Source organism: Enterobacter sp. QK-SA4 (assembly GCF_056856775.1).
The window spans coordinates 3494589-3520404 of sequence record NZ_JBXFXH010000007.1 but is presented as its reverse complement, the minus strand read 5'-3'; the positions used below and the strand labels follow the sequence as shown (position 1 = coordinate 3520404).

Genomic DNA, 25816 nt, shown 5'->3' with positions numbered 1-25816 from the left:
AAAAATTCGATAAATCAGAAGAGTAATGAAGGATTTACGCGGATGGTTTCCAGTCGCCTTGAGATGCGCGGTATCAGCCTGGCCTTTTCCGGCTTTCAGGCGCTGTCGCGCGTGAATTTCACCTTAACCGGCGGATCCGTACACGCCCTGACCGGCGCCAACGGCGCGGGGAAATCAACCCTGATGGCGGTGCTGTGCGGGACGCACGACCACTATGAGGGCGAGATCAGCATCAACAACCAGCCGGTGAGCATCCGCGAACCGCTTGACGCCAAACGGCTGGGGATCCACCTCGTTCAGCAGGAGGTGGACGTGGCGCTGATCCCGGGGTTAAGCATTGCCGAAAACATCCTGCTCGACCAGCTGGCGCAGCCGGGGCATCGCTTCAGCTGGCGCGCGATCCGCCAGCAGGCGAGACAGGCGCTGGCGCAGCTCGACGTGACGCTGGACGTTCGCCGTTCCATCGACGGCTGTTCGCTGGCCGAAAAGCAGCAGATTTTGCTGGCGCGGGCGCTGTCCCACCACTGCCGTTTTTTAATTCTTGATGAGCCCACCGCGCCGCTGGACGCGCAGGAGAGCGAGCGCCTGTTTGGGGTGGTGAGACGCTTAAAGCAGCAGGGCATCGGCGTGGTGTTTATCTCTCACCGCATTCACGAGCTGAAGGCCATCTGCGACACCCTGACGGTGCTCCGCGACGGCAAGCTGATCGAGTCCGGTCCGATGGCCGATCTTAGCGGCGAAGCGATCGTCGAGAAGATGCTCGGCCACGTGCTGAGCGATATCTATCCGCCCGCGCGTCCGCCGCACGGCGAAGAGACGCTGCTGCGGGTGGAAGGTCTGCATGACGACGCGCTGCTGAAAGATATCTCCCTGCACCTGCGCAAAGGCGAAATCCTCGGGATTGCCGGGCTGGCGGGCGCGGGGAAAACCGAACTCTGCAAGGCGCTGTTTGGCGCCACCAAAAGCCGCGTGGCGCGCGGTGAGCTGAATCATCAATCCTGGCAGCCGTGCGACCCGGCCGACTCCGTGCTGCGCGGTCTGGCGCTGGTGCCGGAGGAGCGGCGCAAAGAGGGCATTTTTATCGACGAGCCGGTGAGCATGAACCTGGCGGTAACGGCGGATAACAGCTTCTCGCGCTGGAGCCTTTTTGGCCATCGTCAGGCGTGGCGCTGGGCGGAAGAGGTGATAGCCCGCGTCGGCGTGCGCGCGCGTGGGCCGGGGCAGGTGCTGCGCCGTCTCTCCGGCGGCAACCAGCAGAAGGTCGCCATCGGTAAATGGCTGCGCAATGACGCCAGCGTGCTGATATTCGACGAGCCGACCAAAGGCGTGGACGTGAAGGCCAAAACCGATCTGTTCCAGCTGATTGACGGCCTGGCGCGCGAGGGCAAAGGGGTAATTTACGCCTCGGGCGAATTTGCCGAACTGGTCGGGCTGTGCGACCGCATCTGCGTCCTGTGGGACGGGCGCATCGTGGCGGAAATCGCCGGGGCCGAGGCCCGCGAAGAGACACTACTTTATTATTCAACCGGAGGAACGGCGTCGTGAGCAAGGCCCTTTCAGTGAACGCAGCGGCGTCAGGCCGCCAGCAGATTTTCGATTTTCTCTACAGGTGGGGCATGCTGTTGACCGTCGTCGCGCTGGTGGCCGTCTTTGGCCTGGCGTCGGACAGCTTCCTCGATCCGAACAACATCATCAACATTCTGCGCTCGATTGCCATCGTGACGGTGATTGCCATTGGCGTGTCGATCTCGTTGACCATCGGCGGGTTCGATCTCTCCGTCGGATCCACCGCCTCGCTGGCGAACGCGCTGGTGGTTTCACTTTTCGTCTGGCACGGCTTGGGTACCACCGAGTCGATTCTGATCACCCTCGCGCTCTGCACGCTGGTGGGGCTGTTTAACGCCTTCCTGATCGTCATCCTGCGTATTCCTGACATGCTCGCGACGCTTGCCAGCCTGTTCGTCATTCAGGGCGTGGCGATGACCTACAGCTACGGCGGGTCGATTACCGAGAACATGGTGCTGCCGAGCGGCGACATGGCGGAAGGCACTATTCCGGTGGCGTTCAGCCTGCTGGGGCAGGTGCCGACCATCGTGATCGTCATGCTGGTGGTGACCGTGCTGGCGCAGCTGGGCCTCTCGTTGACCACTCACGGGCGCCGGATGTACGCCATCGGCGGCAACCCCGAAGCCGCGCGTCTCTCCGGCATTCGTACCACGCGCTACAAGGTGGCGGCCTACGTGATTGCCTCGCTGCTGGCGGGCCTGGGCGGGATTTTGCTGGCTTCGCGCATCGGTTCGTCGCAGGTAAATGCGGGCGGCGGATACCTGATGGATGCGGTGGCGGCGGCGTGGATTGGCTTCTCGCTGGCAGGCTCCGGCAAGCCGAACGCGCTGGGAACCCTGGTCGGAGCGGTCATTCTCGGCGTGCTGTCGAACGGGCTGGTGATGCTATCCGTGCCGTACTACGCCATGGACATTATAAAAGGGCTGGTGCTGGCGGTAGCGCTGGCGATTACCTACATACAAAAACGCTGACAACACAACGGGATAAAAAAATGAAAAAGATTGCACTCTCTTTGGTGGCACTTGGGTTGCTCACTGCTCTGCCAGGCTTCGCGGCTACGCCCGCGCCGCTTCCGGCTGCCATTGCGAACCATGACGGCCCGATCCGCATCGCGGTGATCCGTAACCTCGGCTCAGACGACAACACCACGCAGTTTATTGCCGGGGCAATTCAGGAAGGGAAAAAGCTCGGCTTTAAGGTCAGCACCTTTTTAAGCAACGGGGACGACGCGAAATTCCAGGACTTCGTGAACCAGGCCATCAGCCAGAAATATGACGGGATTATTCTCTCTCAGGGGCGCGATCCGTACTCCACCGCGCTGGTGAAGAAAGCGGTGGATGCCGGGATCAAAGTCTCCGTCTTTGATACGGCGGTTAACGGCGAGATCCCAGGCGTAACCGTCACCCAGCAGGACGATGCCTCCCTGACGAACCTCTCCTTCGGCCAGCTGGCGAAAGATTTCAACGGCAAGGCCAATATCGTCAAGCTGTGGGTGGCGGGCTTCCCGCCGATGGAGCGTCGTCAGGCGGCCTATAAAGAGCTGCAAAAGCAGTATCCGGACATCAAAGAGCTGGAGTCTATCGGCGCCGTTTCCTCTGACGTGCAGGGCGATACCGCCAACAAGGTGGGTGCGATCCTCGCGAAATATCCGAAAGGCAAAATCGACGCCATCTGGGGCACGTGGGACGCCTTCAGCCAGGGCGCGTATAAGGCGCTGAAAGAGAACGGCCGCACCGAAATCAAGCTCTACAGCATCGACATCTCCAACCAGGATCTGCAGCTGATGCGCGAGCCGGGCAGCGCGTGGAAGGTGAGCGTGGCGGTGGATCCGAAGCTGATTGGCGCGACTAACGTGCGTCTGGTGGCGAACAAGATTGCCGGGGAAGCCACGCCTGCGACCTACGATTTCAAAGCGGCGGCCATTCCTCAGGCGCTGCTGACCGCCCAGCCGGGCCCGGTAAACGTGGCGTCGCTGGGGAAAATCATTCCGGGCTGGGGCCAGACGGAAGATTTTATCGCGCCATGGTTTGCGACGCTGGAAGCGAAGAATAAATAAAACCAGGCCGGGTGGCGTCAGGTGCGGCCTGACGCCCTCACCCCGGCCCTCTCCCGCAGGGAGAGGGGGAAAACCAACAGTACCCGTAGGCCCGGTAAGCGTAGCGCCAACGGGCGAAAGGAGTTCAAGGTGTCTCAACTACCCCCACCCGAATACAGCCGCAATATGCGGCTGATTGGCCATAGCGATCAGGGCGGTCGTCCGGACGGCGTACAGCTGATGGTGCATCGCGGTTTCGCCTATATCGGCCATATGGTGTCGCAGGGCTTTTCGATTGTCGACGTGCGCGACCCGAAGAACCCGAAAGCGGCGGGCTACGTGCCCGCGCCGCCCGGCACCTGGAACGTGCACCTGCAGGCGCATGACGACCTGCTGCTGGTCATCAACGCGCGGGATCTGTTTGCCGATGCCCGCTTTGCCGACGAGAAGGTCTACTACACCCGCCAGGTGGGGGAGACCGTTAGCGACGTTCAGGACAAAGGCTGGAGCGCCGGGCTGCGCGTATTTGATATCTCCAAGCCCGACAGGCCGCGCGAAATCGGCTTTCTGTCGCTGAGCGGCATCGGCATTCACCGCATCTGGTACGTCGGCGGACGCTGGGCCTACGTTTCAGCACTCATTGACGGCTTTACCGACTACATCTTTCTGACCATCGACCTGGCGGACCCGCGCAAGCCTGAAGTGGCGGGGCGCTGGTGGCTGCCGGGGATGAACCAGGCGGAAGGGGAGAAGCCGAACTGGCCGGAAGGGAAACGCTACGCGCTGCACCACGCGATTATCGCGGGCGATACCGCCTACGGCAGCTGGCGCGACGGCGGCCTGACGCTGCTGGACGTGAAGGACCGCACCCGGCCGAAGCTGATCAGCCACCGCAACTGGAGCCCGCCTTTTGGCGGCGGAACGCACACCGCGCTGCCGCTGCCGGACCGCGATTTGCTGGTGGTGCTGGACGAAGCGGTGCTGGATAACCAGGAGGACGGCGAAAAGCTGATCTGGCTGTTTGATATCCGCGAGCCGTCGAACCCGGTGAGCATCTCGACCTTCCCGCAGCCGGATGAAACCGACTATGTGGCGAAAGGTGCGCATTTCGGCCCGCACAACCTGCACGAGAACCGGCCGGGGAGCTTTGTCAGCTCGACGCTGATTTTTGCCACCTGGCAGAACGCGGGCGTGCGGGCTTATGACATTTCCAATCCGTATCGACCGGTGGAAACGGGGGCGCTGGTGCCCGCCGCGCCGGAGAGAATGATGGACACGCGGCCGAATCGCCCGCAGGTGATCCAGTCGTGCGACGTGTTTGTGGATGCGCAGGGGATTATTTACAGCACGGATTATAACGGCGGACTGTCGGTGATTGAGTATCTGGGATGAGTGCGGTTTGATGCCCTCACCCCGACCCTCTCCCACAGGGAGAGGGAGAAAATCAGAATCGTAGGCCCGGTAAGCGCAGCGCCACCGGGCACAAAGCCGGTACTCAGCTGTACTGCCGCACTCGTGCCACCAGATCTTCCACGCTATCGATGCGGTCGGCAATGACAATCAGTGCTTTACCGAGCGTTATCGCGTGGCGCAGGCACTCGTGGCGCATCGCCTCGTCCTGGATGGTGTCGATATCCGCCACGTGGGAAAGCCCGACGCTGCGGCGAATGAGCTCGGTGCCGCAGAAGCCGATGGCGTCATGCCAGACCTTTTTCAGGAACGCGGAGGCATAGCCCGGTGCGCCGAGCGCGGCGTCGCGCGTTTTCTCGTTTGCCAGCACCTGGAAGCGTTCCGCGAAGATGTTCCACAGCTCCTGAATATCGGTCAGACGCTGCTCGCGCGCGGCGGCGGCATCGCGAATGCCCAGGTGCCCCGGCAGGCCACAGAAGTTCAGCAGCAGGTTGCCGATGGCGGTGCCGACGTCAAAACCAATCGGGCCAAAGTAGCCGAACTCGGCGTCGATGGCCTTCAGGCTGCCGTCGGCCACAAAAATCGAGCCGCTGTGAATATCGCCGTGCAGGAGCGCTTCGGCGTGTGAGAAGAAGCGATGCTTCAGGGAGGCCACGGCAATTTTAAGCTGAGCGTCGTCGCGCAGGGCCGTGACGTCATTTTCCAGCTCGGCCGGATAGCTGTTGCGCTCGTGGATCTGGTACGGATCGTTGAAGAACAGATCTTCGGTGATCTCGCACATCTCCGGGTTGATGAATTTCGCCACCTGCGCTTTTTTCGCGTGCGGGTGCAGGAAGAAATCGCTGGTGTGGAACAGCGCGTGCGCGAGGTATTCGCCCAGCTGCCGCGCCGCCTGCGGGTAGTAGATGTTGTTGATCAGCTCGCCGCGCCAGATGCGATGGCTGGAGAGATCTTCCATCACCATCACCGCCAGGTCCGGGTCAAAGTGGTGGATTTTCACCGTGTGCTGCGGGCTGTGCTGATAGTGCGCGACCAGCGTTTGCGCCTCCAGACGGGCGCGGTCCAGCGTCAGCGGCCAGGACTCCCCGACGCAGCGCACGTAAGGCAGCGCCTGCTTAACGACGATGCGGCTTACGCCCGCGCCGTCGAAAATTTTAAATACCAGATTGAGATTGCCGTCGCCTACTTCCTGCGCCTCTACCAGCGATGAAGGATCGTCAAGTCCGCCAAACTGCCTGGCATACTCCACGGCGTCCTGAGCGGTAAAGGTACGGTATTGCGACATGGCCTGCTCCTCACGAGTTTTCTAATTAAGACATGTAGACGTCTATACATCTGGATTTCATCCTGACACAATGTGCTACAACAACGCAACAGGGAATTAACGACATGCAGACATTACAGACGACCAGCCTGCGGGTGGCGGATAATCAGCTCTTTATTCTCGATCAGCAGGCGCTTCCGCAGGAGAAATGCTGGCTGGATGCCTCGACGGTCGAGGCGCTGGTCGGGCATATCCATGCCCTGCGCGTGCGCGGCGCGCCGCTGATTGGTCTCTCTGCAAGCCTGCTGCTGGCGCTGCTGGCGGAAAACGGAAAAAGCCGCGACGAGCTGGCGGCGGCGCTGGAAACCCTGCGCGCCTCCCGCCCGACGGCGGTGAACCTGATGAACAATCTCGACCGCATGAAGATTGCGCTGTGGCAGGAAGAGTATGTTCCGGCACTGGTGGCTGAAGCGCTGCGCCTGATTGACGAAGACAAACGGCTTTGCGACGCGATTGCCAAAGCCGGCAGCGCGCTGGTGAAGCCCGGCAGCCGCCTACTGACCCACTGCAACACCGGCGGGCTGGCCACGGCGGGTGTCGGCACCGCATTGGGCGTGATTGCCCGCGCGCATCAGGACGGCAACGTCAGCAGCGTCTGGGTGGATGAAACCCGTCCGCTGTTGCAGGGCGGTAGACTGACCGCGTGGGAGCTTGGCGAGCTGGGCGTGCCGTATCAGCTGATTACCGATTCCATGGCCGCCAGCCTGATGGCAAAAGGGGAAGTGGACGCCGTGTGGGTGGGCGCAGATCGTATTGCCGCCAACGGCGACGTGGCGAACAAGATCGGCACCTATTCCCTGGCGGTGCTGGCGAAATTCCACGGCATTCCGTTCTACGTGGCCGCGCCGCAAACGACCCTGGATCCGGACTGCCCGAACGGGGACGCGATCCCGATTGAGCAGCGCGCCGCCAGCGAGGTGACGGGCGTCGCCGGAAGCTTTGGCGCGGTGCAGTGGGCACCGGAAAACGCGCAGGTTTACAACCCGGCGTTTGACGTGACCCCTGCCTCGCTGATCAGCGGCTGGGTGCTGGATACGGGCGTAGTCACGCCGGAAGCGGTGGCAAACGGGAAATTCGCCTGAGTCCGGCTATCCTTTAAGGGGTTCCCTTAAGAGGACAATATCGTGACGCTCGATCCTGAAACTGACTTAAAACTGGAGCGCGTGGTGGATGCACCGCGCGACCTGCTGTGGCTGTGCTGGACCACGCCGGAACACATCAAAAACTTCTTCATTCCTGCTCCCCATAAGGTGACCGAATGCGATCTCGACTTGCGCGTGGGCGGGCGGTTCAACACCGTGTTTGATGTGGACGGTCAGCGGATGGATAACCGGGGCGTCTTTCTGGAAATCGATCCCGGTCAAAAGCTGGTCTTTACCGACGGCTATACCGAAGGCTGGAAACCTGCCGAGAAGCCGTTTATGACGGCGATCCTGCTGCTGGAGGATGTGGGCGAGGGCAAGACCCGCTACACGGCGATTGCGCGTCATCCGACGAAGGAAATCCGCGAACAGCATGAACAGATGGGCTTCCACGAAGGGTGGGGGATTGTGCTGGATCAGCTGGTGGGGTATGTGAAAGGACTGGAGCGTTGAAGCCCGAGCGGCCTGATGCCCTCACCCCGACCCTCTCCCACAGGGAGAGGGAGCAAACGCTAAAAACGGCAGCTATAGCTGCCGTTTTGCTTTTACCTATGCGAGGCGTGGATACGCATCCGCGATCGCATCGCCCGTAAACTGCGCCACCCAGCCTTCCGGATTGTCGAAAATACGAATCGCCGTAAAGTTCGGCTCTGAGCCCATATCAAACCAGTGCGGCGTGCCGGCGGGAACGGAAATCAGGTCGTTTTTCTCGCACAGCACCTGATACACCTCATCATCAATGTGCAGGCAGAACAAACCCGCGCCTTCCACGAAAAAGCGCACTTCGTCTTCGCCATGGGTATGTTCGTTCAGGAACTTCGCGCGCAGCGCCTCTTTCTGCGGGTTGTCGGCGCGCAGGCTGATCACGTCCCAGCTCTGATAGCCTTTCTCCGCCACCAGCTTGTCGATCGCATGCTGATACGCCGCGATCACGGCTTCAGGCGCGGGATCGTGTCCTAAATCGCGATCCGCAGCCCAGCGTTCAAACCGCACGCCTTTGGCGTTGAGCTGCTGGGCTATCTCGGCGGCGTCGGTGCTGTGCCACTGGTGTTGACTGGCGTCTTTATCGGAATAAATGGTCAATGCGCTCATGAAGGGATCTGCTCCGGATTAATCTCGTCAAACTGGTGGACCTGATGGTGATGGCTTGCGCCGTCATCATCACCGCGAATCAGCTGCAGGGTGCGAAAACCTGCCTGTTCAGCCGCGTCCAGCTCCTGATGAATATCGGACAGGAACAGGATCTGCGACGGGGCGATGCCCGTTTGCGCCGCAATGTTCTGATAAGACTGCACCTCGCGCTTGGCGCCGATGTGGGTATCAAAATAGCCGCTGAACAGATGAGTAATATCACCTTCGTCGCTGTAGCCAAATAACAGTTTCTGCGCGGCGACGGAGCCAGAGGAATAAACATAGAGATCAATCCCTTGCGCTTTCCACTTTTCCAGCGCAGGCAGCACGTCCGGGTAGAGGTGTCCGGTAAAGTCGCCGTTCACGTAGCCGTCGTGCCAGATGATCCCCTGCAGGGCTTTTAGCGCCGTGGATTTGCGGTCTTCATCCATAAAGGCAAACAGCGCGTCGATGAGTTCGCCGACGCTGGCGTGCGGGTTATCGATTTCATCACGCAGGTTGTCCAGAATGGATTTGACCGGCTCGGCGTACTGCTGGGCGGTCACGAAGGCCGCCAGCCGCTCACGCGCGTAGGGGAACAAAACATCATGGACAAAACGAATATCGCTGGTGGTCCCTTCAATATCCGTCACAATCGCGCGAATCATACTCTCTCCAGTTGTCGTAAACGCATTTCGCATTCAAATAGGAATTCTAGTCCTTCCAGATGACGGCGGGCCTCGGCCACATCGCGTCCCCAGCAGGTTAAGCCATGACCGCGAAGAAGAAAACCATAATTAAGCGGGCGTTCCTCAGCGTAACGGGCGATTCGGGAGGCAAGGGCGTCAATATCCTGGTCGTTATCAAAGACCGGGATAGCCACCGTATCCAGATGCGTGGTCTGGCCGGAGAGGGACTTTTGCATCTCAAAGCCGCTGATGTTGAGCTCGGCTTCTTTAACCAGACGCGACAGCACCGTGGCGTTGACGGTATGAACGTGCAGGACGGCGTTGGCTTCCGGGAACAGGCGATAAATCAGCGTGTGCAGACCGGTTTCTGCCGACGGTTTGCGGCCAGAGGGCGCGCGGTTGGTGGCGATTTCAACCTGCAGAAAATCCGCCGTCGTCAGGCTGCCTTTGTCTTTGCCGGATTCGCTGAGCCAGCAGAGGCGCTCGTCCTGACGCACCGACATGTTGCCGCCGGTAGCGGGTGCCCAGCCTTTAGCGCCAATCCAGCGGCAGGCGTCGACAAGATGTGTGAGTTGCAGGTTGTCTGTCATTTCCTTTTACCCTCGCGGTCAGGAATATTCATATGGTTTAGACGTCTAAGCGTCTTGATTGCCAAAGACTAACATCGTGTTATAGTGGCAGCAACATAAGTATTACAAGCAGGCACGACACGATGAGCAATAACGCTTTGATTCCGCAGAGTAAACTTCCCAATCTCGGTACTACCATCTTTACGCAGATGAGCGCTCTGGCGCAGCAGCACAACGCCATTAACCTTTCTCAGGGCTTCCCGGATTTCGATGGTCCTACCTATTTGCAGGAGCGTCTGGCGTACCACGTGGCGCAGGGGGCGAATCAGTATGCGCCGATGACGGGCGTGCAGGCGCTGCGGGAAGCCATTGCGGATAAAACGGCGGAGCTGTACGACCATAAGCCCGATGCGAACACCGACATTACGGTGACGGCAGGGGCGACCGAAGCGCTGTATGCGGCCATCACCGCGCTGGTGCGTGCTGGCGATGAAGTTATCTGCTTTGACCCGAGCTACGACAGCTATGCGCCTGCGGTTGAACTCTCCGGCGGCGTAGTGAAACGCGTGGCGCTTCAGCCGCCGCACTTTCGCCCTGACTGGCAGGCGTTTGCCGCGCTGCTGAGCGACAAAACCCGCCTGGTGATCCTGAATACCCCGCACAACCCGTCGGCAACGGTGTGGCAGAAAGCCGATTTCGCCGCGCTGTGGCAGGCGATTGCAGAACGTGAAATTTACGTGCTCAGCGATGAAGTCTACGAGCACATCTGCTTTGCAGAAGAAGGACACGCCAGCGTGCTGGCCCATCCGCAGCTTCGCGAGCGCGCTATCGCCGTCTCGTCATTTGGTAAGACTTACCATATGACCGGCTGGAAAGTGGGCTACTGCGTCGCACCGGCCGCCATTAGCGCCGAGCTGCGCAAGGTGCACCAGTACCTGACCTTTGCCGTGAACACGCCGGCTCAGCTGGCGCTGGCGGATATGCTTCGCGCTGAACCCGGTCATTATCGCGAGCTGCCGCACTTCTATCGTGAACGTCGGGATCTGTTTGTGGCGGCGCTAAGTAAAAGCCGGCTGGAGATTTTGCCCTCAGAAGGGACCTATTTTCTGCTCGCCGACTACAGCGCGATATCGGATCTGGACGACGTGCGTTTCTGCCAGTGGCTGACGAAAGAGGTGGGCGTGGCCGCCATTCCGCTGTCGGTATTCTGCGCCGATCCCTTCCCGCATAAGCTGATCCGTCTCTGCTTTGCGAAGCAGGAATCGACGCTGCTGGCGGCGGCAGAGCGTCTGAACACGCTCTGATTATTTCACCGTCCAGGCTTCTGAGTAACGACGGTCTGCAAACAGTTCCAGCAGACCGTTGATTTGCTTGAGGCGCAAGACTTCATCGCCGTCCATACCCAGTTCCCTGCTTATTCTCTCGTCATTCCAGCCAAGCTGCACCAGCTCGCGAACGATCTCCGACATGGCGTTAATCTGGTGTCGACCCCGCGCCCGGTTGTGACGAATCGTGGCGGCCATACGGTTATGTTTATCCTGCCGATCCCGACGCAGGCAGGTGATGGGGAGATAGCCCTTGAGCTGACGCTTCAGCGCCGCCCGATTTTTACCAATTTCATGGCGATGAAAACCATCCACAATTTCGTAGTGGTGCGGTTCGCTTTCAGTCACAACGATAGGTTGGGTGAATCCATCGAGCTCCAGTGACTGACTTAGCAGCCGTTTTTCTGGTGGCGCAACGTTATTTGGGTTGTAATCGTTAGCGGTAATAGCGTCCTGTCTTATCCAGAGGACGCAGTCTATAGGTTGTTCACGAAACGGACTGTGTTTATGGATTGCTTCACGAAAAGCATTTATGGCATTAATACGCTCCTCTTCGGAAAGTGACTGCAGGTACGTTTCCATTTCGGTGATTAGTCTTTGTCGCATAAAATGCCCCACTCTTTGCGTTTTGCCTTCACTCTGTCGCTGTAGCGCTGATAATGTTTGGGTTTATTTGGGCTGAACGATAGCGCCCTGCACCAGTAGTCGTTATTCAGGAGAACCTTGCAAATACGGCGCCATGAGGGAATGTCTTTGGCTCCGATATCACCGTCCTGCGTATCGGGAATATCCTCCAGGCCTCTCTTCTGATACCAGTGCAGATAAATGGCGAGTTTATTGCGATAATGCTCAGCCGTATGTTGCGGCATGCTGTCGAGGAGCAACATGGCATATTCCCGCCAGCAGAGGTGTTCGGGTTTCAGAATTTTTCGGTGACCATAAAAATGGTTATCGTGTCCGGCGTACATCCCCCCGCTGCGCGCACCGCTCACGCGCTCACACATGGCCGCCCAGCGATCGGGCTCAACAACGTGGTAGAGCCATAATCCCTGACGCTGTTCAGGACCAAAGGGTTCACAAATCCGCATGTAGCGTAGCGGCACGCCAGCCTGAAACATCAGGTCATAGAGTGGGTTATAGCAACACCCTGATTTGGCGAACCAGGTCCATATATCGGCGGTTTTCCAGTCGTAGAGAGGGTAGATATACCAGGCATGTCCTCCCGGTGCGACGGTTGTCCAGGGTTTATCGTCGGCAAACCGCTGTTTACGCGCCGACGCGATAGCCAGAAAACGGTTGTAAGACTCATCGGCGCGGATGCCAATCAGTATTGCCGCCGGGCGATTGCAGGAGAACCAGTCGGAGAAACTGCGGACAAAGGTTTCAAACGTCATGCCTGGCTGGTAGAAGGAAAAAAAAGCGGGATCGGTTATCGCATCGTCAGGAGGCTGGCGGACCCATCGGGTGCCGGGTTCCCAGCATTGCCATTCCGGCTGGAATTGTGACAGTGAATTTTGCGTTGTCAGGGGAAGCGCGACCCACCAGAAATGGTCGATGACATCGCTGTACAACTCGCGCATATGTTCCACATGGGTAATGGTATGGGAAAACTGCGCTTCCCAGTCGATAAAGAGCACATCTATTTTGATTTTCATCAGTCGCGCCTGTTGGGCAACCAGATGCAGCATAATGGTGGAGTCTTTACCTCCTGAAAAAGAAACACAGGTTTTGGGAAAGTTTTCGAGAGTCCATTTTATTCGCTCCCGAGCAGCAGTAAGAACATCCTGATTTAAAGAGTATTTATAAAGTGACATGCTTATTCTCATCCTGAGGGATAAATACCTGACTGTAGCGTCAATGCTAATGAGAGGATTATATCAGTCAATTTTAATTAGATATGCTACGGTAATGATATCTCTTCAATAAAACTCGCGAATGCCGAGCTATTGAGCGCGGAACGGTTGTACATCATGTAAATATCAATGCTGGGGAATTGAATGTCAGTTTCCACTCTTCGCAGGTTGAGGGCTGGCCCATATTGTTCGAAGGCCGGCGCAGGTACTAATCCTATGAGATCGGACGAACCGATCACCGACAGAAGGGATATAAAAGAGTCGCTACGATAGACGATATTTCTTTTGGTTAACAGGCTTTCGGCCTTTTCCTGATAGTCTTTGAAGCTGTTCTCATCGTTCAGGTAGGCCGTGAAGTTTTCATTCAGGATCTCTTCACGCGTGGGATTTTCACTGAGACGGGGATGGCCCTCACGACAAACGAGGACGAAAGGAAGTTTATGGTAGAGGCTACAGGCGACAGAATGATTGTTAGAAGAAGAAAATGAAAATATCAGGTCGGCTCTTCTGTAGGCTAAGAGATCTTCTGCTGAATCAGACGAAAGAAAAACATCATGTAATTCAATTGAATAGTTATGGTTTTCCATCAGCAATTTTATAGGGTCAAGCGTTGCTTTCATACTCATAAAATGCGGGCAATAAATGACAAAGTTCTTCTTCAACCCGCTGCTGTGCATGATATTGATAGTCTGCTCCAGCTGGTTCAGGTTCTGTTCCAGATGATGATGCAGATTGACGCCGACGGTCGTGGGCGTGATCCCTTTACCGGAACGGATAAACAGAGGATCGTTGAGTTGCCCTCTCAGACGCTGCAGTGACTGGCTCACGGCAGAGGGTGTGATATACAGCGTCTCGGCGGCTTTACTGATACTAAGGTGCTGGTAAATGCACTCGAAAATGACTAACAGATTAAGATCGAATTTTTTAAGGTCATAGAGGTTTGCCATATTTCGTCCTGAGGGTGCTGCGTTTGCTGTGGTTATCATATAACTGGTAACAATAGTTTGAGGCTAACCATTTATAATTCTTTCGGTTAATTCTCTTAGTTTTAAATTAAAAACATCTTAATATATCACGGTGGCAGATTATTGAAATAGCGCTTCGAAGGCGATTGAGATCACTTTATTGTAGAAAAGGGAGTGATCATTTTAAATGACAATTGCCATTTATATATCGCGATAGTTTTATAATAAAAATAAATCTATAACGCTCCGGAATGATGTTCGACGCAACCTATCACAGCCATAGGCAGGAATACCTCTCTTATGGATTGCTCAATCCCTGCGCGGGTGGTGTAATCAAAAGGCTGTTACCGCCTTGATATAAAGGGTTGTAGAGCGCAACGCAACGCCAGTTTCGGCTGGCACTGAATGTACCTGCGGGGAATTCAGGTATCAGGGCCGCCCGTTGAGGCGGCCTTTTTACTTTTAGGCTTTCCTGTAAAAGGTTCACCTTGTTGTCTTTTCGACGTTGTAAGGTTTGGCTGATTGATTTGATAAAGCATACGCATTAGCCCCGATGAATAAAGTTGGTTACCTTACATCTCAACGAAAACACGGAGGAAGTACAGATGTCTTTGATTAACACCAAAATTAAACCTTTCAAAAACCAGGCGTTCAAAAACGGTGAGTTCATCGAAGTTACCGAGAAAGATACCGAAGGCCGCTGGAGCGTCTTCTTCTTCTATCCGGCTGACTTTACCTTCGTTTGCCCGACTGAACTGGGTGACGTGGCAGACCATTACGACGAACTGCAGAAGCTGGGCGTAGACGTTTACTCTGTCTCTACCGATACCCACTTCACCCACAAAGCATGGCACAGCAGCTCTGAAACCATCGCGAAAATCAAATACGCGATGATCGGCGACCCGACTGGCGCCCTGACCCGTAACTTCGACAACATGCGTGAAGATGAAGGCCTGGCTGACCGCGCCACCTTCGTTGTTGACCCGCAGGGCATTATCCAGGCTATCGAAGTTACCGCTGAAGGTATCGGCCGTGATGCTTCTGACCTGCTGCGTAAAGTGAAAGCCGCTCAGTACGTGGCTTCTCACCCAGGCGAAGTATGCCCGGCGAAATGGAAAGAAGGCGAAGCGACGCTGGCTCCATCCCTGGACCTGGTTGGCAAGATCTAAGTCTGTAAAGCCTGGCGGCGCTGCGCTTGCACAGGCCTACAGTATCGTAGGCCGGGTAAACAAAGTGCCACCCGGCAATCAATGGGCGCACCCGCGCCCATTTCATTCCAGCACCATGATGCAAGTTGCATTCAGGCCGCCCGTATAAGGCAGCTTGCATGATGACGTCTTAAGAGAGGGAAGAACAATGCTCGACACTAACATGAAAACCCAGCTCAAGGCCTACCTTGAGAAACTGACCAAACCCGTTGAGCTGATTGCCACGCTGGACGACAGCGCCAAATCGGCAGAGATCAAGGAACTGCTGGCGGAAATCGCCGAGCTGTCGCCGAAAGTGACCTTCAAAGAAGACAACGCGCTGCCGGTCCGTAAGCCCTCTTTCCTGATAACCAACCCAGGCTCCGACCAGGGACCGCGCTTTGCCGGCTCGCCGCTGGGTCACGAATTTACCTCACTGGTGCTGGCACTGTTGTGGACCGGTGGTCATCCGTCAAAAGAAGCGCAGGCGCTGCTGGAGCAGATCCGCGATATCGACGGTGATTTCGAATTTGAAACCTATTACTCGCTCTCCTGCCACAACTGCCCGGACGTGGTGCAGGCGCTGAACCTGATGTCGGTCCTGAACCCGCGCATCAAGCACACGGCGATTGACGGCGGTACCTTCCAGAATGAAATCACCGAACGCAACGTGATGGGCGTTCCGGCGGTCTACATGAACGGCAAAGAGTTCGGCCAGGGCCGTATGACGCTGACCGAAATCGTAGCCAAAGTGGATACCGGTGCTGAAAAACGTGCGGCGGAAGAGCTGAACAAACGCGATGCTTACGACGTGCTGATCGTCGGTTCCGGTCCTGCGGGCGCGGCGGCAGCGGTGTACTCCGCGCGTAAAGGTATTCGTACCGGCCTGATGGGTGAACGCTTTGGCGGCCAGGTGCTCGATACCGTGGACATCGAAAACTACATTTCCGTGCCGAAGACCGAAGGTCAGAAGCTGGCAGGGGCGCTGAAGGCGCACGTCAGCGACTATGACGTAGACGTGATCGACAGCCAGAGCGCCAGCAAGCTGGTTCCGGCCGCGGCCGAGGGTGGTTTACACCAGATTGAAACCGCATCCGGCGCGGTGCTGAAAGCGCGCAGCATTATCATTGCCACCGGCGCGAAATGGCGCAACATGAACGTTCCGGGCGAAGATCAGTACCGTACCAAAGGCGTGACCTACTGTCCGCACTGTGATGGCCCGCTGTTTAAAGGTAAACGCGTGGCGGTGATCGGCGGCGGTAACTCGGGCGTGGAAGCGGCTATCGACCTGGCGGGGATTGTTGAGCACGTTACCCTTCTGGAGTTCGCTCCAGAGATGAAGGCCGACCAGGTACTGCAGGATAAAGTTCGCAGCCTGAAAAACGTCGACATCGTACTGAACGCGCAGACCACGGAAGTGAAGGGCGACGGCAGCAAAGTGACCGGCCTGGAATATCGCGACCGCGTGAGCGGCGACGTGCACAGCGTTCAGCTGTCAGGGATCTTCGTGCAGATTGGTCTGCTGCCAAATACCACCTGGCTGGAAGGCTCGATTGAGCGCAACCGCATGGGCGAAATCATCATCGATGCGAAATGTGAAACCAGCGTGAAAGGCGTGTTTGCGGCGGGCGACTGCACCACCGTGCCGTACAAACAGATCATTATCGCCACGGGCGAAGGGGCGAAGGCGTCTCTGAGTTCCTTTGACTACCTGATTCGCACCAAAACCGCATAACAGAAGAAAGTAAGGCTACACCTGCAATAGCGAGAGGCCACCGAAAGGTGGCCTCTTTTTTTATCTTACGACCATCACCGGTATATGGGTGTGGCGGATCACGCTGGAGGCGTTAGATCCCAGCAGATGCGTGGTAATGGAAGGGTTGCGCGAACCGATGACCACCACGTCTGCTTTCAGCTCGTTCGCCAGTTCGTTTACCGCATCGCGTACGCTGCCGAATCTGACGTGCGTTTTGATGCGAGAAGGGTCGATGCTGAAGTGGCTGACCATGGTTTGCAGACGAGTTTCCGCTTCATGCTGCAAATGCTCCTCGAAGCGACGCACGTCGGCGGCAAAGCGGTGCAGGCTCAGGCTGGCGGAGCCCGGCAGTACGTGTAAAAGATGGATAACACCGTCCTGCTGCGCCAGGAACTCCGCATGGCGAACGGCCTTGTCGCTCAGCTCCATCTCAAAAACATCAACCGGCATAATGATTCTCTGATACATACCCGTTTCTCCTTGTTTATAAACGCTGAACTCATTCAACCATAAAAAATAAATGGTTTCTGTAAGCGCCCCGTCAGTTTTCTTATCTCGCCAGGATAAATCTCAAAAGGCCCATATTACGGGGCAGACCTTGAGCGGTAGCTACCCTTATACACTTACCTGGAACCTTTCGGAGGTCGCATGAAAGCACTTACGTATCACGGTCCGCACCATGTTCGCGTCGAGAATGTCCCCGATCCCATTATCGAGCAGCCCGACGATATCATTTTGCGCGTCACGGCCACGGCGATCTGCGGCTCCGATTTGCATCTCTATCGCGGAAAGATCCCGAAGGTGCAGCACGGCGACATTTTTGGCCATGAGTTTATGGGGGAAATCGTCGAGTGCGGCGCAGAGGTGAAGAATTTGCAAAAAGGCGATCGCGTGGTGATCCCCTTTGTCATTGCCTGCGGAGACTGTTTCTTCTGCCGTCTGCAGCAATACGCGGCCTGTGAGAATACCAATGCCGGGCAGGGCGCCGCGCTGAACAAAAAGCAAATTCCCGCGCCGGCCGCGCTGTTTGGCTACAGCCATCTCTACGGCGGCGTGCCGGGGGGACAGGCGGAATATGTCCGCGTGCCAAAAGGCAACGTCGGGCCGTTTAAGGTCCCGCAACTTCTTTCCGATGATAAGGCGCTGTTCCTGTCCGATATTTTGCCCACGGCCTGGCAGGCGGCAAAAAATGCGCAGATTGAAAAAGGCTCAAGCGTTGCGGTTTTCGGCGCCGGGCCGGTGGGGCTACTGACTATTGCCTGCGCGCGGCTGTTAGGGGCTGAGCAGATCTTTGTTATCGATCACCACCCGTACCGTTTGCGATTTGCCGAGGCGCGTTACGGCGCAATTCCCATCAACTTTGATGATGATAACGACGCAGCGGAAAAAATCATCGAGCAAACCGCTGGCCAGCGCGGCGTTGACGCCGTGATTGATGCGGTAGGGTTCGAAGCGAAAGGCAGCACCACCGAAACGATCCTCAGCAATCTTAAAATTGAAGGTAGCAGCGGCAAAGCGCTGCGGCAGTGCATTGCTGCCGTTCGACGCGGTGGCGTAGTTAGCGTACCCGGCGTGTACGCCGGGTTTATTCATGGATTTCTGTTTGGCGATGCCTTTGATAAGGGGCTGACGTTCAAGATGGGCCAGACCCACGTCCATGCCTGGCTGGGTGAACTGCTACCGCTGATCGAAAAAGGGCTGCTTACGCCGGAAGAGATCGTGACCCATTATCTTCCCCTTGCTGATGCGGAACGCGCCTATAAGGTGTTCGAAAAACGGGAGGAGGAGTGCCGGAAGGTGATTCTGGTCCCTGGCGCAGAAACGCCCGAGGCCGCAGAGCAGAAAGTTAAGGGCCTGGTGAATGCTTTCCCCGGTGGGGTTGCATGAATACTCGCCTAGCTGTGGCGTTCAAGATAAAGCACGGCCAAGACGATAATCGCCGCAATAATCAGAAAAATAAGTGTGATAGCCAGTATCTCACTCATGACCGTCCCCACGGCACCAAAACAGATTAAGCGTGGATTAAGGGCTTTTTGCGCGATATAAGAAAATGGGGTGAATTTACGGAAAGAGGATGCGGTTGCATCCTCTGTGCAAAGCGGGTGGGCGCTTGTTCAGAAGTGGTTAACGCAGGTAATCGCCCGCGGCTTCTGGCTGGTAGAGCAACGCCAGCACTTCAAGATGGGCAGAGGCGCCGCCCGGCAATTCCCAGTGGATGGTATCGCCCGTGCGCAGGCCCAGCAGTGCGGCACCCACAGGCGCAAGAACAGGAAGCTGTGCGCTGCTGTCGGTCATCTGAGCCGGGTAAACCAGCGTGCGGGTCAGCTCTTCACCGGTGGTCAGGTTGCGGAATTTTACCTGGCTGTTCATGGTGACCACGTCATGCGGCATCGTCTCAGGCGTGCACATCTGTGCCCGGTCGAGCTCCTCATTCAGGGCGTCGGCCACGGGAAGTGAGGCAAACTCTGCTTTTTCCAGCAGCCTGTCGATACGTTCTGCGTCGAGCTCGTTGATGATAATTGTAGGTCTGGACATTTTTACTCCATGTCGTTAATGCTGCGTGTAACGCAGAAACCAATCCAAAAGAAAACCCTCGCCGTCTGGCAGCGAGGGTTTAACTCTCCCGATGATACTGGCTGAGCGCGTAAGTTTGAAGTGATGAAGGTCACATTCATGGTCCATATGAATTTTCGCTGAAATTTATTCAGTCTTCATTCCCGACGGAATACGTTACGCTGAGAGTCCTGAACCCGGGCGTTGCGCGAAGCGCAATTCGCGTCAGCCCACCAACGAGAGAGAATTATGTACTTCTACCAACCGTCTCAGGGTCACGGCCTGCCGCACGATCCGCTGAACGCCATTATTGGTCCACGTCCGATCGGCTGGATCTCGTCATGCGATAAGGCCGGTCAGCTGAATCTCGCACCGTACAGCTTCTTTAACTGCTTTAACTATCGCCCGCCGATCATCGGCTTTTCCAGCAACGGCTGGAAGGACAGCGTGCGTAATATTACCGAAACAAAGGAATTTGTCTGGAACCTGGCGACGCGCGATCTCGCGCAGGCGATGAACCAAACCTCTGCGATGCTTCCCCACGATCGGGATGAATTTAGCTTTGCCGGGCTAACGCCAGCGGCGAGCCAGCTGGTTAACGCGCCCCGCGTCGCCGAAAGCCCGGTGAACTTTGAGTGCCGCCTGTCGCAGTGCATTCAGCTTACCGGTGCCGACGGCACACCGGTCGATACGTGGCTGGTGCTGGGGGAGGTGGTCGGTATCCATATTGCCGAAACGCTGCTGGAAGAGGGGATATACCAGACGGCTAAAGCGCAGCCCATCCTGCGTGCGGGTGGGCCGACGGCGTATTATGGCATCAGTGATGAAAACCGGTTTGATATGGTGCGCCCGGGCGCGGATCAGTAACCGGCTTTATCAATCACGAACTGTTTTCCGCAGTTACCAGGATGTGGCTGCGGTACAAATGACGCCGCAGAAAGCGGGTTGTTAATGGTATCCGCCTTAAGCGAAATCTGCATCTCGGTCAGATACGCCGGATTGCCGTTGCAGGTCAACTTGATCGCTTTGATGTTCTCCTTGCCCCAGCTTTTGGCAACGGCACTGTCAAAGTCGCTGCGATTGATGGTTTTCCCGTAATTATCGGCGAGGAATTTACCGACCGCGCTGTTTTTTACTTCCTGATTCATCCGCACCATCGTGCCGAAATAGGCATCCGGATCGAAACCAAAGCAGACGCCATGTTTGGCATATTCGTAACGTTCCAGGCAGGAATTACCGCCAGCACCCGGCATGACGTCGTTGAGCTTAGCTGCAGCAGAAAGCGAGAGTCCAGTTTCGGCGGCATCGCATTTGCGGCTGGCCTTCACTTCCGGCATGTTCGGAATCGGGCGCGTGGCGCAGCCAAAACGCATCCATCGACGTTCATCCACGCCGCGTGCGGCAATAGATTTTGGCAGGCCAGGCCATAGACCGTGGACGGTCAGAAAATCGGCTTTATTATCGCGCTCTTTTTGCAGGCGACATTCGTCAGGTTCATTGCGGTTGCGCTCGACCATGCTCTGGCAAAACCCGGTTTGCCAGGACAGAGCCAGCACATAGCGATCGAAATCGCCATACTGTGTTGCCTTCAGCGGTTCCGCCTGCGCGGAGAAGAGACAGAGAGAAAGCGCCATTGCGCCAGACGGGATGACGATATCCTTCCTGAACATATGATTTCCTGATCGAATGAGCACGATTTATTTCTGGAAGTTATTAAAGCACAAAAAGCGCCCGCAGGCGCTTTTTGGATATCCATAATTTAGCTTAGGCCGCGCCGGGTACCAGCACTTCCGTGGCGATAATCACGATAATCAGACCAACTATAACGGGCACTGAAGTGCGTTTGACGACTTCGAATGGCGAGATTTTCGCCATCCCGGCAACGGCGACGACCACACCCGACACCGGCGAAATGGTCCGGCCGAGGTTTGACGCCTGCAGCATGGGAATGGAGAGGTAGGCCGGGTTAATACCGGAGGAGTGAGCCAGTTTCGGGATCATCTCAACGAAAGCGTAGAAAGGCGCATTACCGGACCCGGTGGTCATCGCCGCCAGCATGGTGAGCACCACCAGAACCAGCATCAGGATAATACTGGCCGAGCCGAACGAGGTGGCGATAGAAATCAGGCTCTGGATAAAGCCGATCGTGCTCAGACCTTGGGCAAAAACGCCCGCAGCAACCAGCAGGATCACCACGCCAGCGAAGGCATCCGCCATACCGCGATACGCCACTTCCAGACCCGAGAAGACTTTTTGCGTGTTAAAACCGCGCACAAACTCCAGCACGGCGGCCAGCAGCATACAGATGACCAGAATGGTGATGATGTGCAGCTGTGGACCCCATTTGCCGTCAAAAATCAGCACTCCGACTATCGGGGTGAACGGCAGAATGGCATAAAACGCAGGAGCGGTCGTGGTGATTTCACTCACGTACATCATTTCATGGCTGATGTTTTCTTTCTTATCGAGATAGCGCTGCCAGAAGAAATGTGCGATCCCCATGCCCACGATGGCAACGATCGAGATCGGTAACGTGGTTTTAAAGGCGAAGTCGATGAGTGACATCTCCGCCGCCTTTGCTGCAAGCACAACGTCGCCGGAGGTCGGGGAGAGAATAATCGCTGCCGGAGACGCGCAAATTGCCGCGGCCGCGCCGCGGCTGATACCGACGTTCACCATGACCGGGAACAGCGTCGCCATGAGAAGTACGCCAAGTCCGGTAGCTGACGAAACGGCCAGCGACATGAGGCAGGCGAGGAAATAGGCGGCGACCATTAGTAGATACGGCGAGTTAATGTATTGCAGGGGTTTAGAGGCAAGCTTAACGACCATGTCGTTGGCGCCGATGTGGGTCATGTAGGCTGCAAAACCGCACAGCATCATGATCATCATACCCAGATCGCCGCCGCGGCTCATGAGCAATATTTTAATATATTCAACAATATCTGTAGCAGTGTAACCGGTGCTGGTCGCGCTGGCAGGTAACACCTGGTGCCCCATTATTGCGCTGATAATCAGCAGCGTTAGACCGCCGACAAATAATACGCCCGTGGCCGAGTAGCCTTTAATGATGTAGCGTGCGACCCCGACAATGACGACGACTCCAATAAGGAGTTCGAATAACGTAAGCATGATTTCCCCTGTATCTCTGCTGCTATGGAGCACAAAAAATCAATAAAAAAAAGAAGGATGAAAATGTGCCGAATAATTGGCCTGTTCTTGCTGATTAAAATCAATAAACAGACGACTAGAGAACCGAACAACCGTGTTTTGCCATGGCCCGTACATTTATGTCATGTGGCCCTTGACCGCCAGAAATAGCGCAACATGTCCCATTAATGATAACAAATTGTTAATGTTTTGTATGGTTTTGCATGTTGCTGATTAACAAAGAGTAATGTGAAAGTCACACCCCTTGTGGGCTTATTTGCACGTATCTCTCGCTTTCTTTAAGAATATTCCCGGAAAGAGCCCGAATAATTAGGAATAACGCTGATGTCGTTAAGCCTTGATTCAACTATTTTATGGTAAACTTTGCCTCGAATACTAAGAATGGTAATTGCATTGTGATCGTACGTAATACATTTTTCTCTATTTTTTTGTTTATTTTTGGGCAGTTAACGTTTTCTTCTGTTGCACAGGCAGAAGGCAACGCGACGGATAAAGGCTGGTTCTCAACCTTTACGGATAATGTTTCCCAGACATGGACGGCACCTGAACATTATGATCTCTATGTCCCGGCAATAACGTGGCATGCGCGTTTTGCTTATGACAAAGAGAAAACCGATAAATACAACGAGCGTCCGTGGGGCGCGGGTTTTGGCCAGTCGCGCTGGGATGAAAAGGGAAACTGGCATGGCATCTATCTGATGGCCTTCAAAGACTCGTTTAATAAATGGGAACCGATCGGGGGGTATGGTTGGGAGAAAACCTGGCGTCCGCTAGCGGACGAGAACTTCCACGTCGGTTTGGGCTATACCGCCGGGGTCACTGCACGTGACAACTGGAACTATATTCCGATCCCGGTCCTACTGCCTTTGGCCTCTATTGGCTATGGTCCCGCAACGTTCCAGATGACCTACATCCCGGGTACGTACAACAACGGTAACGTTTACTTCGCCTGGATGCGTTTTCAGTTTTAACTGACAAAACGTTACATACTGGTGATAAAACGCGCAGTTGTTGATTCATAAGCGATAAAAATCTGTCAGTGAAAATTAACGCGACTTTAGTCACTTTTTATCAAAGATCCGCTGGACAAAAGGTCCCACAATTGATGTACTGATAACCGACACAGCATTTGTGTCGTTTTTTAATGTAAAGGTAATTTTGATGTCTAAGATTAAAGGTAACGTTAAGTGGTTTAATGAGTCCAAAGGATTCGGTTTCATTACTCCTGAAGATGGCAGCAAAGACGTGTTCGTACACTTCTCTGCAATCCAGTCTAATGGTTTCAAAACTCTGGCTGAAGGTCAGCGTGTAGAGTTCGAAATCACTAACGGTGCCAAAGGCCCTTCTGCTGCTAACGTAATCGCTCTGTAATTCAGACGCGTCAGCAAGAATTTCAAAACCCGCTCATTGAGCGGGTTTTTTTCGTTTTGAATCAGCCAAGCAGATACATTTTCAGGAAGCTGGCTACGATCAGCACGCTCAACAATACCATTCCTGCGCTCATCAGACTCTGTTTCATTCTGTCACCCTCGTTCAGTATTGCATTCAGAGTGACAGAGAAAAATTAAGCCAACATTAACGGTTCGGCTGTTAATGCGCGCTTGCGGAAGAAAATAGCCAAAATGCGATCCCCGTCATCGCAAACGAGCCGAACATATTGATCGCCATATTCATCAGCGCCCAGCCAATGCGGCCTTCCTGAAAGAGAAAAACCGTTTCCGCAGAAAAGGTTGAGAAGGTGGTCAAACCGCCGCAGAATCCGGTGGTAATCAATACCTTCCACATTGGGTCAATGTGCGTCATTCGGTTAAACCAGGCCAGCCCCATGCCGATGATAAAGGCACCAATCAGGTTAGCGGCAAGCGTCCCCATGGGAATCGCCTGATGCAGGGGGTTAAACCGCATACTCAGAAACCATCGCGCAACGCTACCCGTTCCCCCACCAATAAAAACGGCTAAAAGTAGTTGTAACACGCTAAATACCTGCTATTTGATGTGTAAGAGTAGCGAGTTTAACGCCGTTTATGATGAGGGGACAAATATGTATGTAGCGGTAGGGCAGTTTGCCGTCACGCCTGACTGGCATGAGAATACGAGAACATGCGTCGAACTGATGATGCAGGCCCGGCAGAAAGGCGCGTCGCTGTTGGTTCTCCCCGAGGCGCTGCTGGCCAGGGACGATAATGACCCGGATTTATCCGTGAAGTCCGCGCAGCCGCTGGATGGCGAATTCTTACAGCAATTGCTCGCCCAAAGCGCGGGCAATACGATGACGACGATCTTAACGATCCATGTTCCCTCCACGCCGGGTCGAGCAGTCAATACGCTGGTGGTGATTCGTAACGGGACCATCGTCGCACGCTACGCCAAGCTTCACCTCTATGATGCGTTCAGCATCCAGGAGTCGCGTCGCGTTGACCCCGGAGACGAGCTCCCTCCGCTGCTGGAGATTGACGGATTTAAGATCGGGCTGATGACGTGCTATGACCTGCGTTTTCCCGAGCTGGCGCTGCATCTGGCGCTGCAGGGGGCGGACGTGCTGGTACTCCCTGCCGCGTGGGTCAGAGGGCCGTTAAAAGAGCACCACTGGGCAACGCTGCTTGCGGCGCGCGCGCTGGATACAACCTGCTATGTCGTTGCCGCAGGAGAATGTGGCACGAAAAACATCGGGCAAAGCAGGGTGGTTGATCCGCTGGGGGTGACGATCGCCGCCGCCGCTGAAGCCCCGCATTTGCTGGTGGCGGAGATAAACTTAGAGAGAATTGCGCTTGCGCGTCAGCAATTACCCGTTCTTCGCAATCGTCGGTTTGCGCCACCGCAATTATTGTGATGTTTTTTTCAACAATGCTTGATTCACCTTGTTACAGATTGCTATTGTGTGCACGCGCTAAATGACCGTTAATACAGTCAGGTTTTGGCGCTGAATGCAGCCTGTTTTAAGTAAAGAAGGTATCTATGGGTGAGATTAGTATTACCAAACTGCTGGTGGTTGCCGCACTGGTCGTCCTGCTGTTTGGTACCAAGAAGTTACGCACGCTGGGTGGTGACCTGGGGGCTGCCATCAAAGGCTTTAAGAAAGCGATGAACGATGATGATGCAGCGGCGAAGAAAAGCGCCGAGGATGACGTCCCGGCAGACAAGCTTTCTCACAAAGAGTGACA

At 55.7% G+C, this 25816-nt stretch carries 28 protein-coding genes; 15 read left to right on the top strand and 13 right to left on the bottom strand.

Translation table 11 applies throughout. From position 1 onward, the window contains the following. Positions 1–42 precede the first annotated feature (42 nt). The 4 genes from AC1VYI_RS18645 (at position 43) to AC1VYI_RS18630 (ending at position 4993) form a co-directional block, all read left to right on the top strand. Positions 43–1545: a sugar ABC transporter ATP-binding protein gene (locus AC1VYI_RS18645; protein ID WP_134866676.1), complete on the top strand. Its 1503-nt coding sequence runs from the start codon at positions 43–45 to the stop codon at positions 1543–1545. Next, on the top strand, positions 1542–2537 hold the full coding sequence (locus AC1VYI_RS18640) for an ABC transporter permease (protein WP_023310717.1): 996 nt from the start codon (positions 1542–1544) through the stop codon (positions 2535–2537). Before AC1VYI_RS18645 ends, AC1VYI_RS18640 begins: the two co-directional genes overlap by 4 nt. 20 nt (positions 2538–2557) lie before the next feature. After that, positions 2558–3622, top strand: coding sequence for a sugar ABC transporter substrate-binding protein (locus AC1VYI_RS18635; RefSeq protein WP_023310718.1), 1065 nt, complete (start codon positions 2558–2560; stop codon positions 3620–3622). Between the two features lie 129 nt (positions 3623–3751). After that, entirely contained in the window at positions 3752–4993 is a 1242-nt protein-coding gene (locus AC1VYI_RS18630) for an LVIVD repeat-containing protein (RefSeq protein WP_226483616.1), read from the top strand. A gap of 103 nt (positions 4994–5096) precedes the next feature. Here AC1VYI_RS18630 and mtnK read toward each other — a convergent pair whose 3' ends face one another. Then, positions 5097–6296 (bottom strand): S-methyl-5-thioribose kinase, encoded by a 1200-nt coding sequence (gene mtnK / locus AC1VYI_RS18625; protein WP_134866675.1) that lies wholly within the window; start codon positions 6294–6296, stop codon positions 5097–5099. Between the two features lie 104 nt (positions 6297–6400). Between mtnK and mtnA the strand changes: the two genes are divergently transcribed. Together mtnA and AC1VYI_RS18615 are read left to right on the top strand one after the other, a co-directional pair. Continuing rightward, entirely contained in the window at positions 6401–7417 is a 1017-nt protein-coding gene (gene mtnA, locus AC1VYI_RS18620; protein WP_134866674.1) for an S-methyl-5-thioribose-1-phosphate isomerase, read from the top strand. A 42-nt stretch (positions 7418–7459) separates the two neighbouring features. Next, positions 7460–7930 (top strand): SRPBCC family protein, encoded by a 471-nt coding sequence (locus AC1VYI_RS18615; RefSeq protein WP_134866672.1) that lies wholly within the window; start codon positions 7460–7462, stop codon positions 7928–7930. A gap of 96 nt (positions 7931–8026) precedes the next feature. Here the strand turns inward: AC1VYI_RS18615 and AC1VYI_RS18610 are convergent, their stop codons facing one another. From AC1VYI_RS18610 to AC1VYI_RS18600, 3 genes are read right to left on the bottom strand one after another with little or no spacing between them, the layout of a single operon-like run. Then, the gene (locus AC1VYI_RS18610; RefSeq protein ID WP_023310723.1) at positions 8027–8569 is read right to left on the bottom strand and encodes a 1,2-dihydroxy-3-keto-5-methylthiopentene dioxygenase; all 543 of its coding nucleotides are present in this window, start codon (positions 8567–8569) and stop codon (positions 8027–8029) included. Continuing rightward, positions 8566–9255: an acireductone synthase gene (gene mtnC, locus AC1VYI_RS18605; protein ID WP_127730004.1), complete on the bottom strand. Its 690-nt coding sequence runs from the start codon at positions 9253–9255 to the stop codon at positions 8566–8568. The genes AC1VYI_RS18610 and mtnC overlap by 4 nt, the downstream gene beginning before the upstream one ends. Further along, positions 9252–9866, bottom strand: a complete 615-nt coding sequence (locus AC1VYI_RS18600; protein ID WP_134866670.1) for a methylthioribulose 1-phosphate dehydratase — start codon at positions 9864–9866, stop codon at positions 9252–9254. The genes mtnC and AC1VYI_RS18600 overlap by 4 nt, the downstream gene beginning before the upstream one ends. A 122-nt stretch (positions 9867–9988) precedes the next feature. Here AC1VYI_RS18600 and AC1VYI_RS18595 point away from each other — a divergent pair, with 122 nt between their 5' ends. Continuing rightward, positions 9989–11149, top strand: coding sequence for a pyridoxal phosphate-dependent aminotransferase (locus AC1VYI_RS18595; RefSeq protein WP_134866668.1), 1161 nt, complete (start codon positions 9989–9991; stop codon positions 11147–11149). On the opposite strand, the gene AC1VYI_RS18590 is transcribed toward AC1VYI_RS18595, so the two are convergent. The 3 genes from AC1VYI_RS18590 to citR form a co-directional block, all read right to left on the bottom strand. Further along, positions 11150–11776, bottom strand: a complete 627-nt coding sequence (locus tag AC1VYI_RS18590; protein WP_045356561.1) for an IbrB-like domain-containing protein — start codon at positions 11774–11776, stop codon at positions 11150–11152. It lies immediately after the preceding gene. Beyond that, a complete protein-coding gene (locus AC1VYI_RS18585) occupies positions 11761–12984 on the bottom strand; it encodes a phosphoadenosine phosphosulfate reductase (RefSeq protein WP_134866667.1) in 1224 nt (407 codons plus the stop codon). The genes AC1VYI_RS18590 and AC1VYI_RS18585 overlap by 16 nt, the downstream gene beginning before the upstream one ends. A gap of 86 nt (positions 12985–13070) precedes the next feature. Next, the gene (gene citR, locus AC1VYI_RS18580) at positions 13071–13970 is read right to left on the bottom strand and encodes a DNA-binding transcriptional repressor CitR (RefSeq protein ID WP_045356570.1); all 900 of its coding nucleotides are present in this window, start codon (positions 13968–13970) and stop codon (positions 13071–13073) included. A gap of 623 nt (positions 13971–14593) precedes the next feature. Between citR and ahpC the strand changes: the two genes are divergently transcribed. Both ahpC and ahpF read left to right on the top strand, forming a co-directional pair. Next, a complete protein-coding gene (gene ahpC / locus AC1VYI_RS18575) occupies positions 14594–15157 on the top strand; it encodes an alkyl hydroperoxide reductase subunit C (protein WP_008501015.1) in 564 nt (187 codons plus the stop codon). A 187-nt stretch (positions 15158–15344) separates the two neighbouring features. Then, positions 15345–16910 carry an alkyl hydroperoxide reductase subunit F gene (gene ahpF, locus AC1VYI_RS18570; protein ID WP_134866666.1) on the top strand — a complete coding sequence of 522 codons (1566 nt, stop codon included), beginning with the start codon at positions 15345–15347 and terminating at the stop codon, positions 16908–16910. A gap of 60 nt (positions 16911–16970) precedes the next feature. On the opposite strand, the gene uspG is transcribed toward ahpF, so the two are convergent. Further along, positions 16971–17399 (bottom strand): universal stress protein UspG, encoded by a 429-nt coding sequence (gene uspG, locus AC1VYI_RS18565; RefSeq protein WP_023310731.1) that lies wholly within the window; start codon positions 17397–17399, stop codon positions 16971–16973. A 180-nt stretch (positions 17400–17579) separates the two neighbouring features. On the opposite strand from uspG, the gene AC1VYI_RS18560 reads away from it, so the two are divergent. Continuing rightward, on the top strand, positions 17580–18818 hold the full coding sequence (locus tag AC1VYI_RS18560) for a zinc-dependent alcohol dehydrogenase (RefSeq protein WP_032661072.1): 1239 nt from the start codon (positions 17580–17582) through the stop codon (positions 18816–18818). 8 nt (positions 18819–18826) lie between these two features. On the opposite strand, the gene yldA is transcribed toward AC1VYI_RS18560, so the two are convergent. Together yldA and rnk are read right to left on the bottom strand one after the other, a co-directional pair. Continuing rightward, positions 18827–18916, bottom strand: a complete 90-nt coding sequence (gene yldA / locus AC1VYI_RS18555; protein WP_023310733.1) for a small membrane protein YldA — start codon at positions 18914–18916, stop codon at positions 18827–18829. A 139-nt stretch (positions 18917–19055) separates the two neighbouring features. Next, positions 19056–19466: a nucleoside diphosphate kinase regulator gene (gene rnk, locus AC1VYI_RS18550; RefSeq protein ID WP_134866665.1), complete on the bottom strand. Its 411-nt coding sequence runs from the start codon at positions 19464–19466 to the stop codon at positions 19056–19058. A gap of 267 nt (positions 19467–19733) precedes the next feature. Between rnk and AC1VYI_RS18545 the strand changes: the two genes are divergently transcribed. Next, a complete protein-coding gene (locus tag AC1VYI_RS18545) occupies positions 19734–20351 on the top strand; it encodes a flavin reductase family protein (protein WP_023310735.1) in 618 nt (205 codons plus the stop codon). On the opposite strand, the gene rna is transcribed toward AC1VYI_RS18545, so the two are convergent. Together rna and dcuC are read right to left on the bottom strand one after the other, a co-directional pair. Then, on the bottom strand, positions 20345–21154 hold the full coding sequence (rna, locus tag AC1VYI_RS18540) for a ribonuclease I (RefSeq protein ID WP_023310736.1): 810 nt from the start codon (positions 21152–21154) through the stop codon (positions 20345–20347). The two genes, AC1VYI_RS18545 and rna, sit on opposite strands and share 7 nt — an antisense overlap. Before the next feature lie 94 nt (positions 21155–21248). Next, a complete protein-coding gene (dcuC, locus tag AC1VYI_RS18535) occupies positions 21249–22616 on the bottom strand; it encodes an anaerobic C4-dicarboxylate transporter DcuC (protein ID WP_134866664.1) in 1368 nt (455 codons plus the stop codon). 392 nt (positions 22617–23008) lie between these two features. On the opposite strand from dcuC, the gene pagP reads away from it, so the two are divergent. Beyond that, on the top strand, positions 23009–23626 hold the full coding sequence (gene pagP, locus AC1VYI_RS18530; RefSeq protein ID WP_023310739.1) for a lipid IV(A) palmitoyltransferase PagP: 618 nt from the start codon (positions 23009–23011) through the stop codon (positions 23624–23626). A 190-nt stretch (positions 23627–23816) separates the two neighbouring features. Continuing rightward, entirely contained in the window at positions 23817–24026 is a 210-nt protein-coding gene (cspE, locus tag AC1VYI_RS18525) for a transcription antiterminator/RNA stability regulator CspE (RefSeq protein ID WP_002439184.1), read from the top strand. A 219-nt stretch (positions 24027–24245) separates the two neighbouring features. Here the strand turns inward: cspE and crcB are convergent, their stop codons facing one another. Beyond that, positions 24246–24629 (bottom strand): fluoride efflux transporter CrcB, encoded by a 384-nt coding sequence (gene crcB, locus AC1VYI_RS18520; protein WP_023310740.1) that lies wholly within the window; start codon positions 24627–24629, stop codon positions 24246–24248. 67 nt (positions 24630–24696) lie between these two features. Between crcB and AC1VYI_RS18515 the strand changes: the two genes are divergently transcribed. Together AC1VYI_RS18515 and tatE are read left to right on the top strand one after the other, a co-directional pair. Next, positions 24697–25485, top strand: coding sequence for a deaminated glutathione amidase (locus AC1VYI_RS18515; RefSeq protein WP_134867392.1), 789 nt, complete (start codon positions 24697–24699; stop codon positions 25483–25485). Positions 25486–25610: 125 nt separating this feature from the next. After that, a complete protein-coding gene (gene tatE, locus AC1VYI_RS18510) occupies positions 25611–25814 on the top strand; it encodes a twin-arginine translocase subunit TatE (RefSeq protein ID WP_023310742.1) in 204 nt (67 codons plus the stop codon). Positions 25815–25816 lie beyond the last annotated feature (2 nt).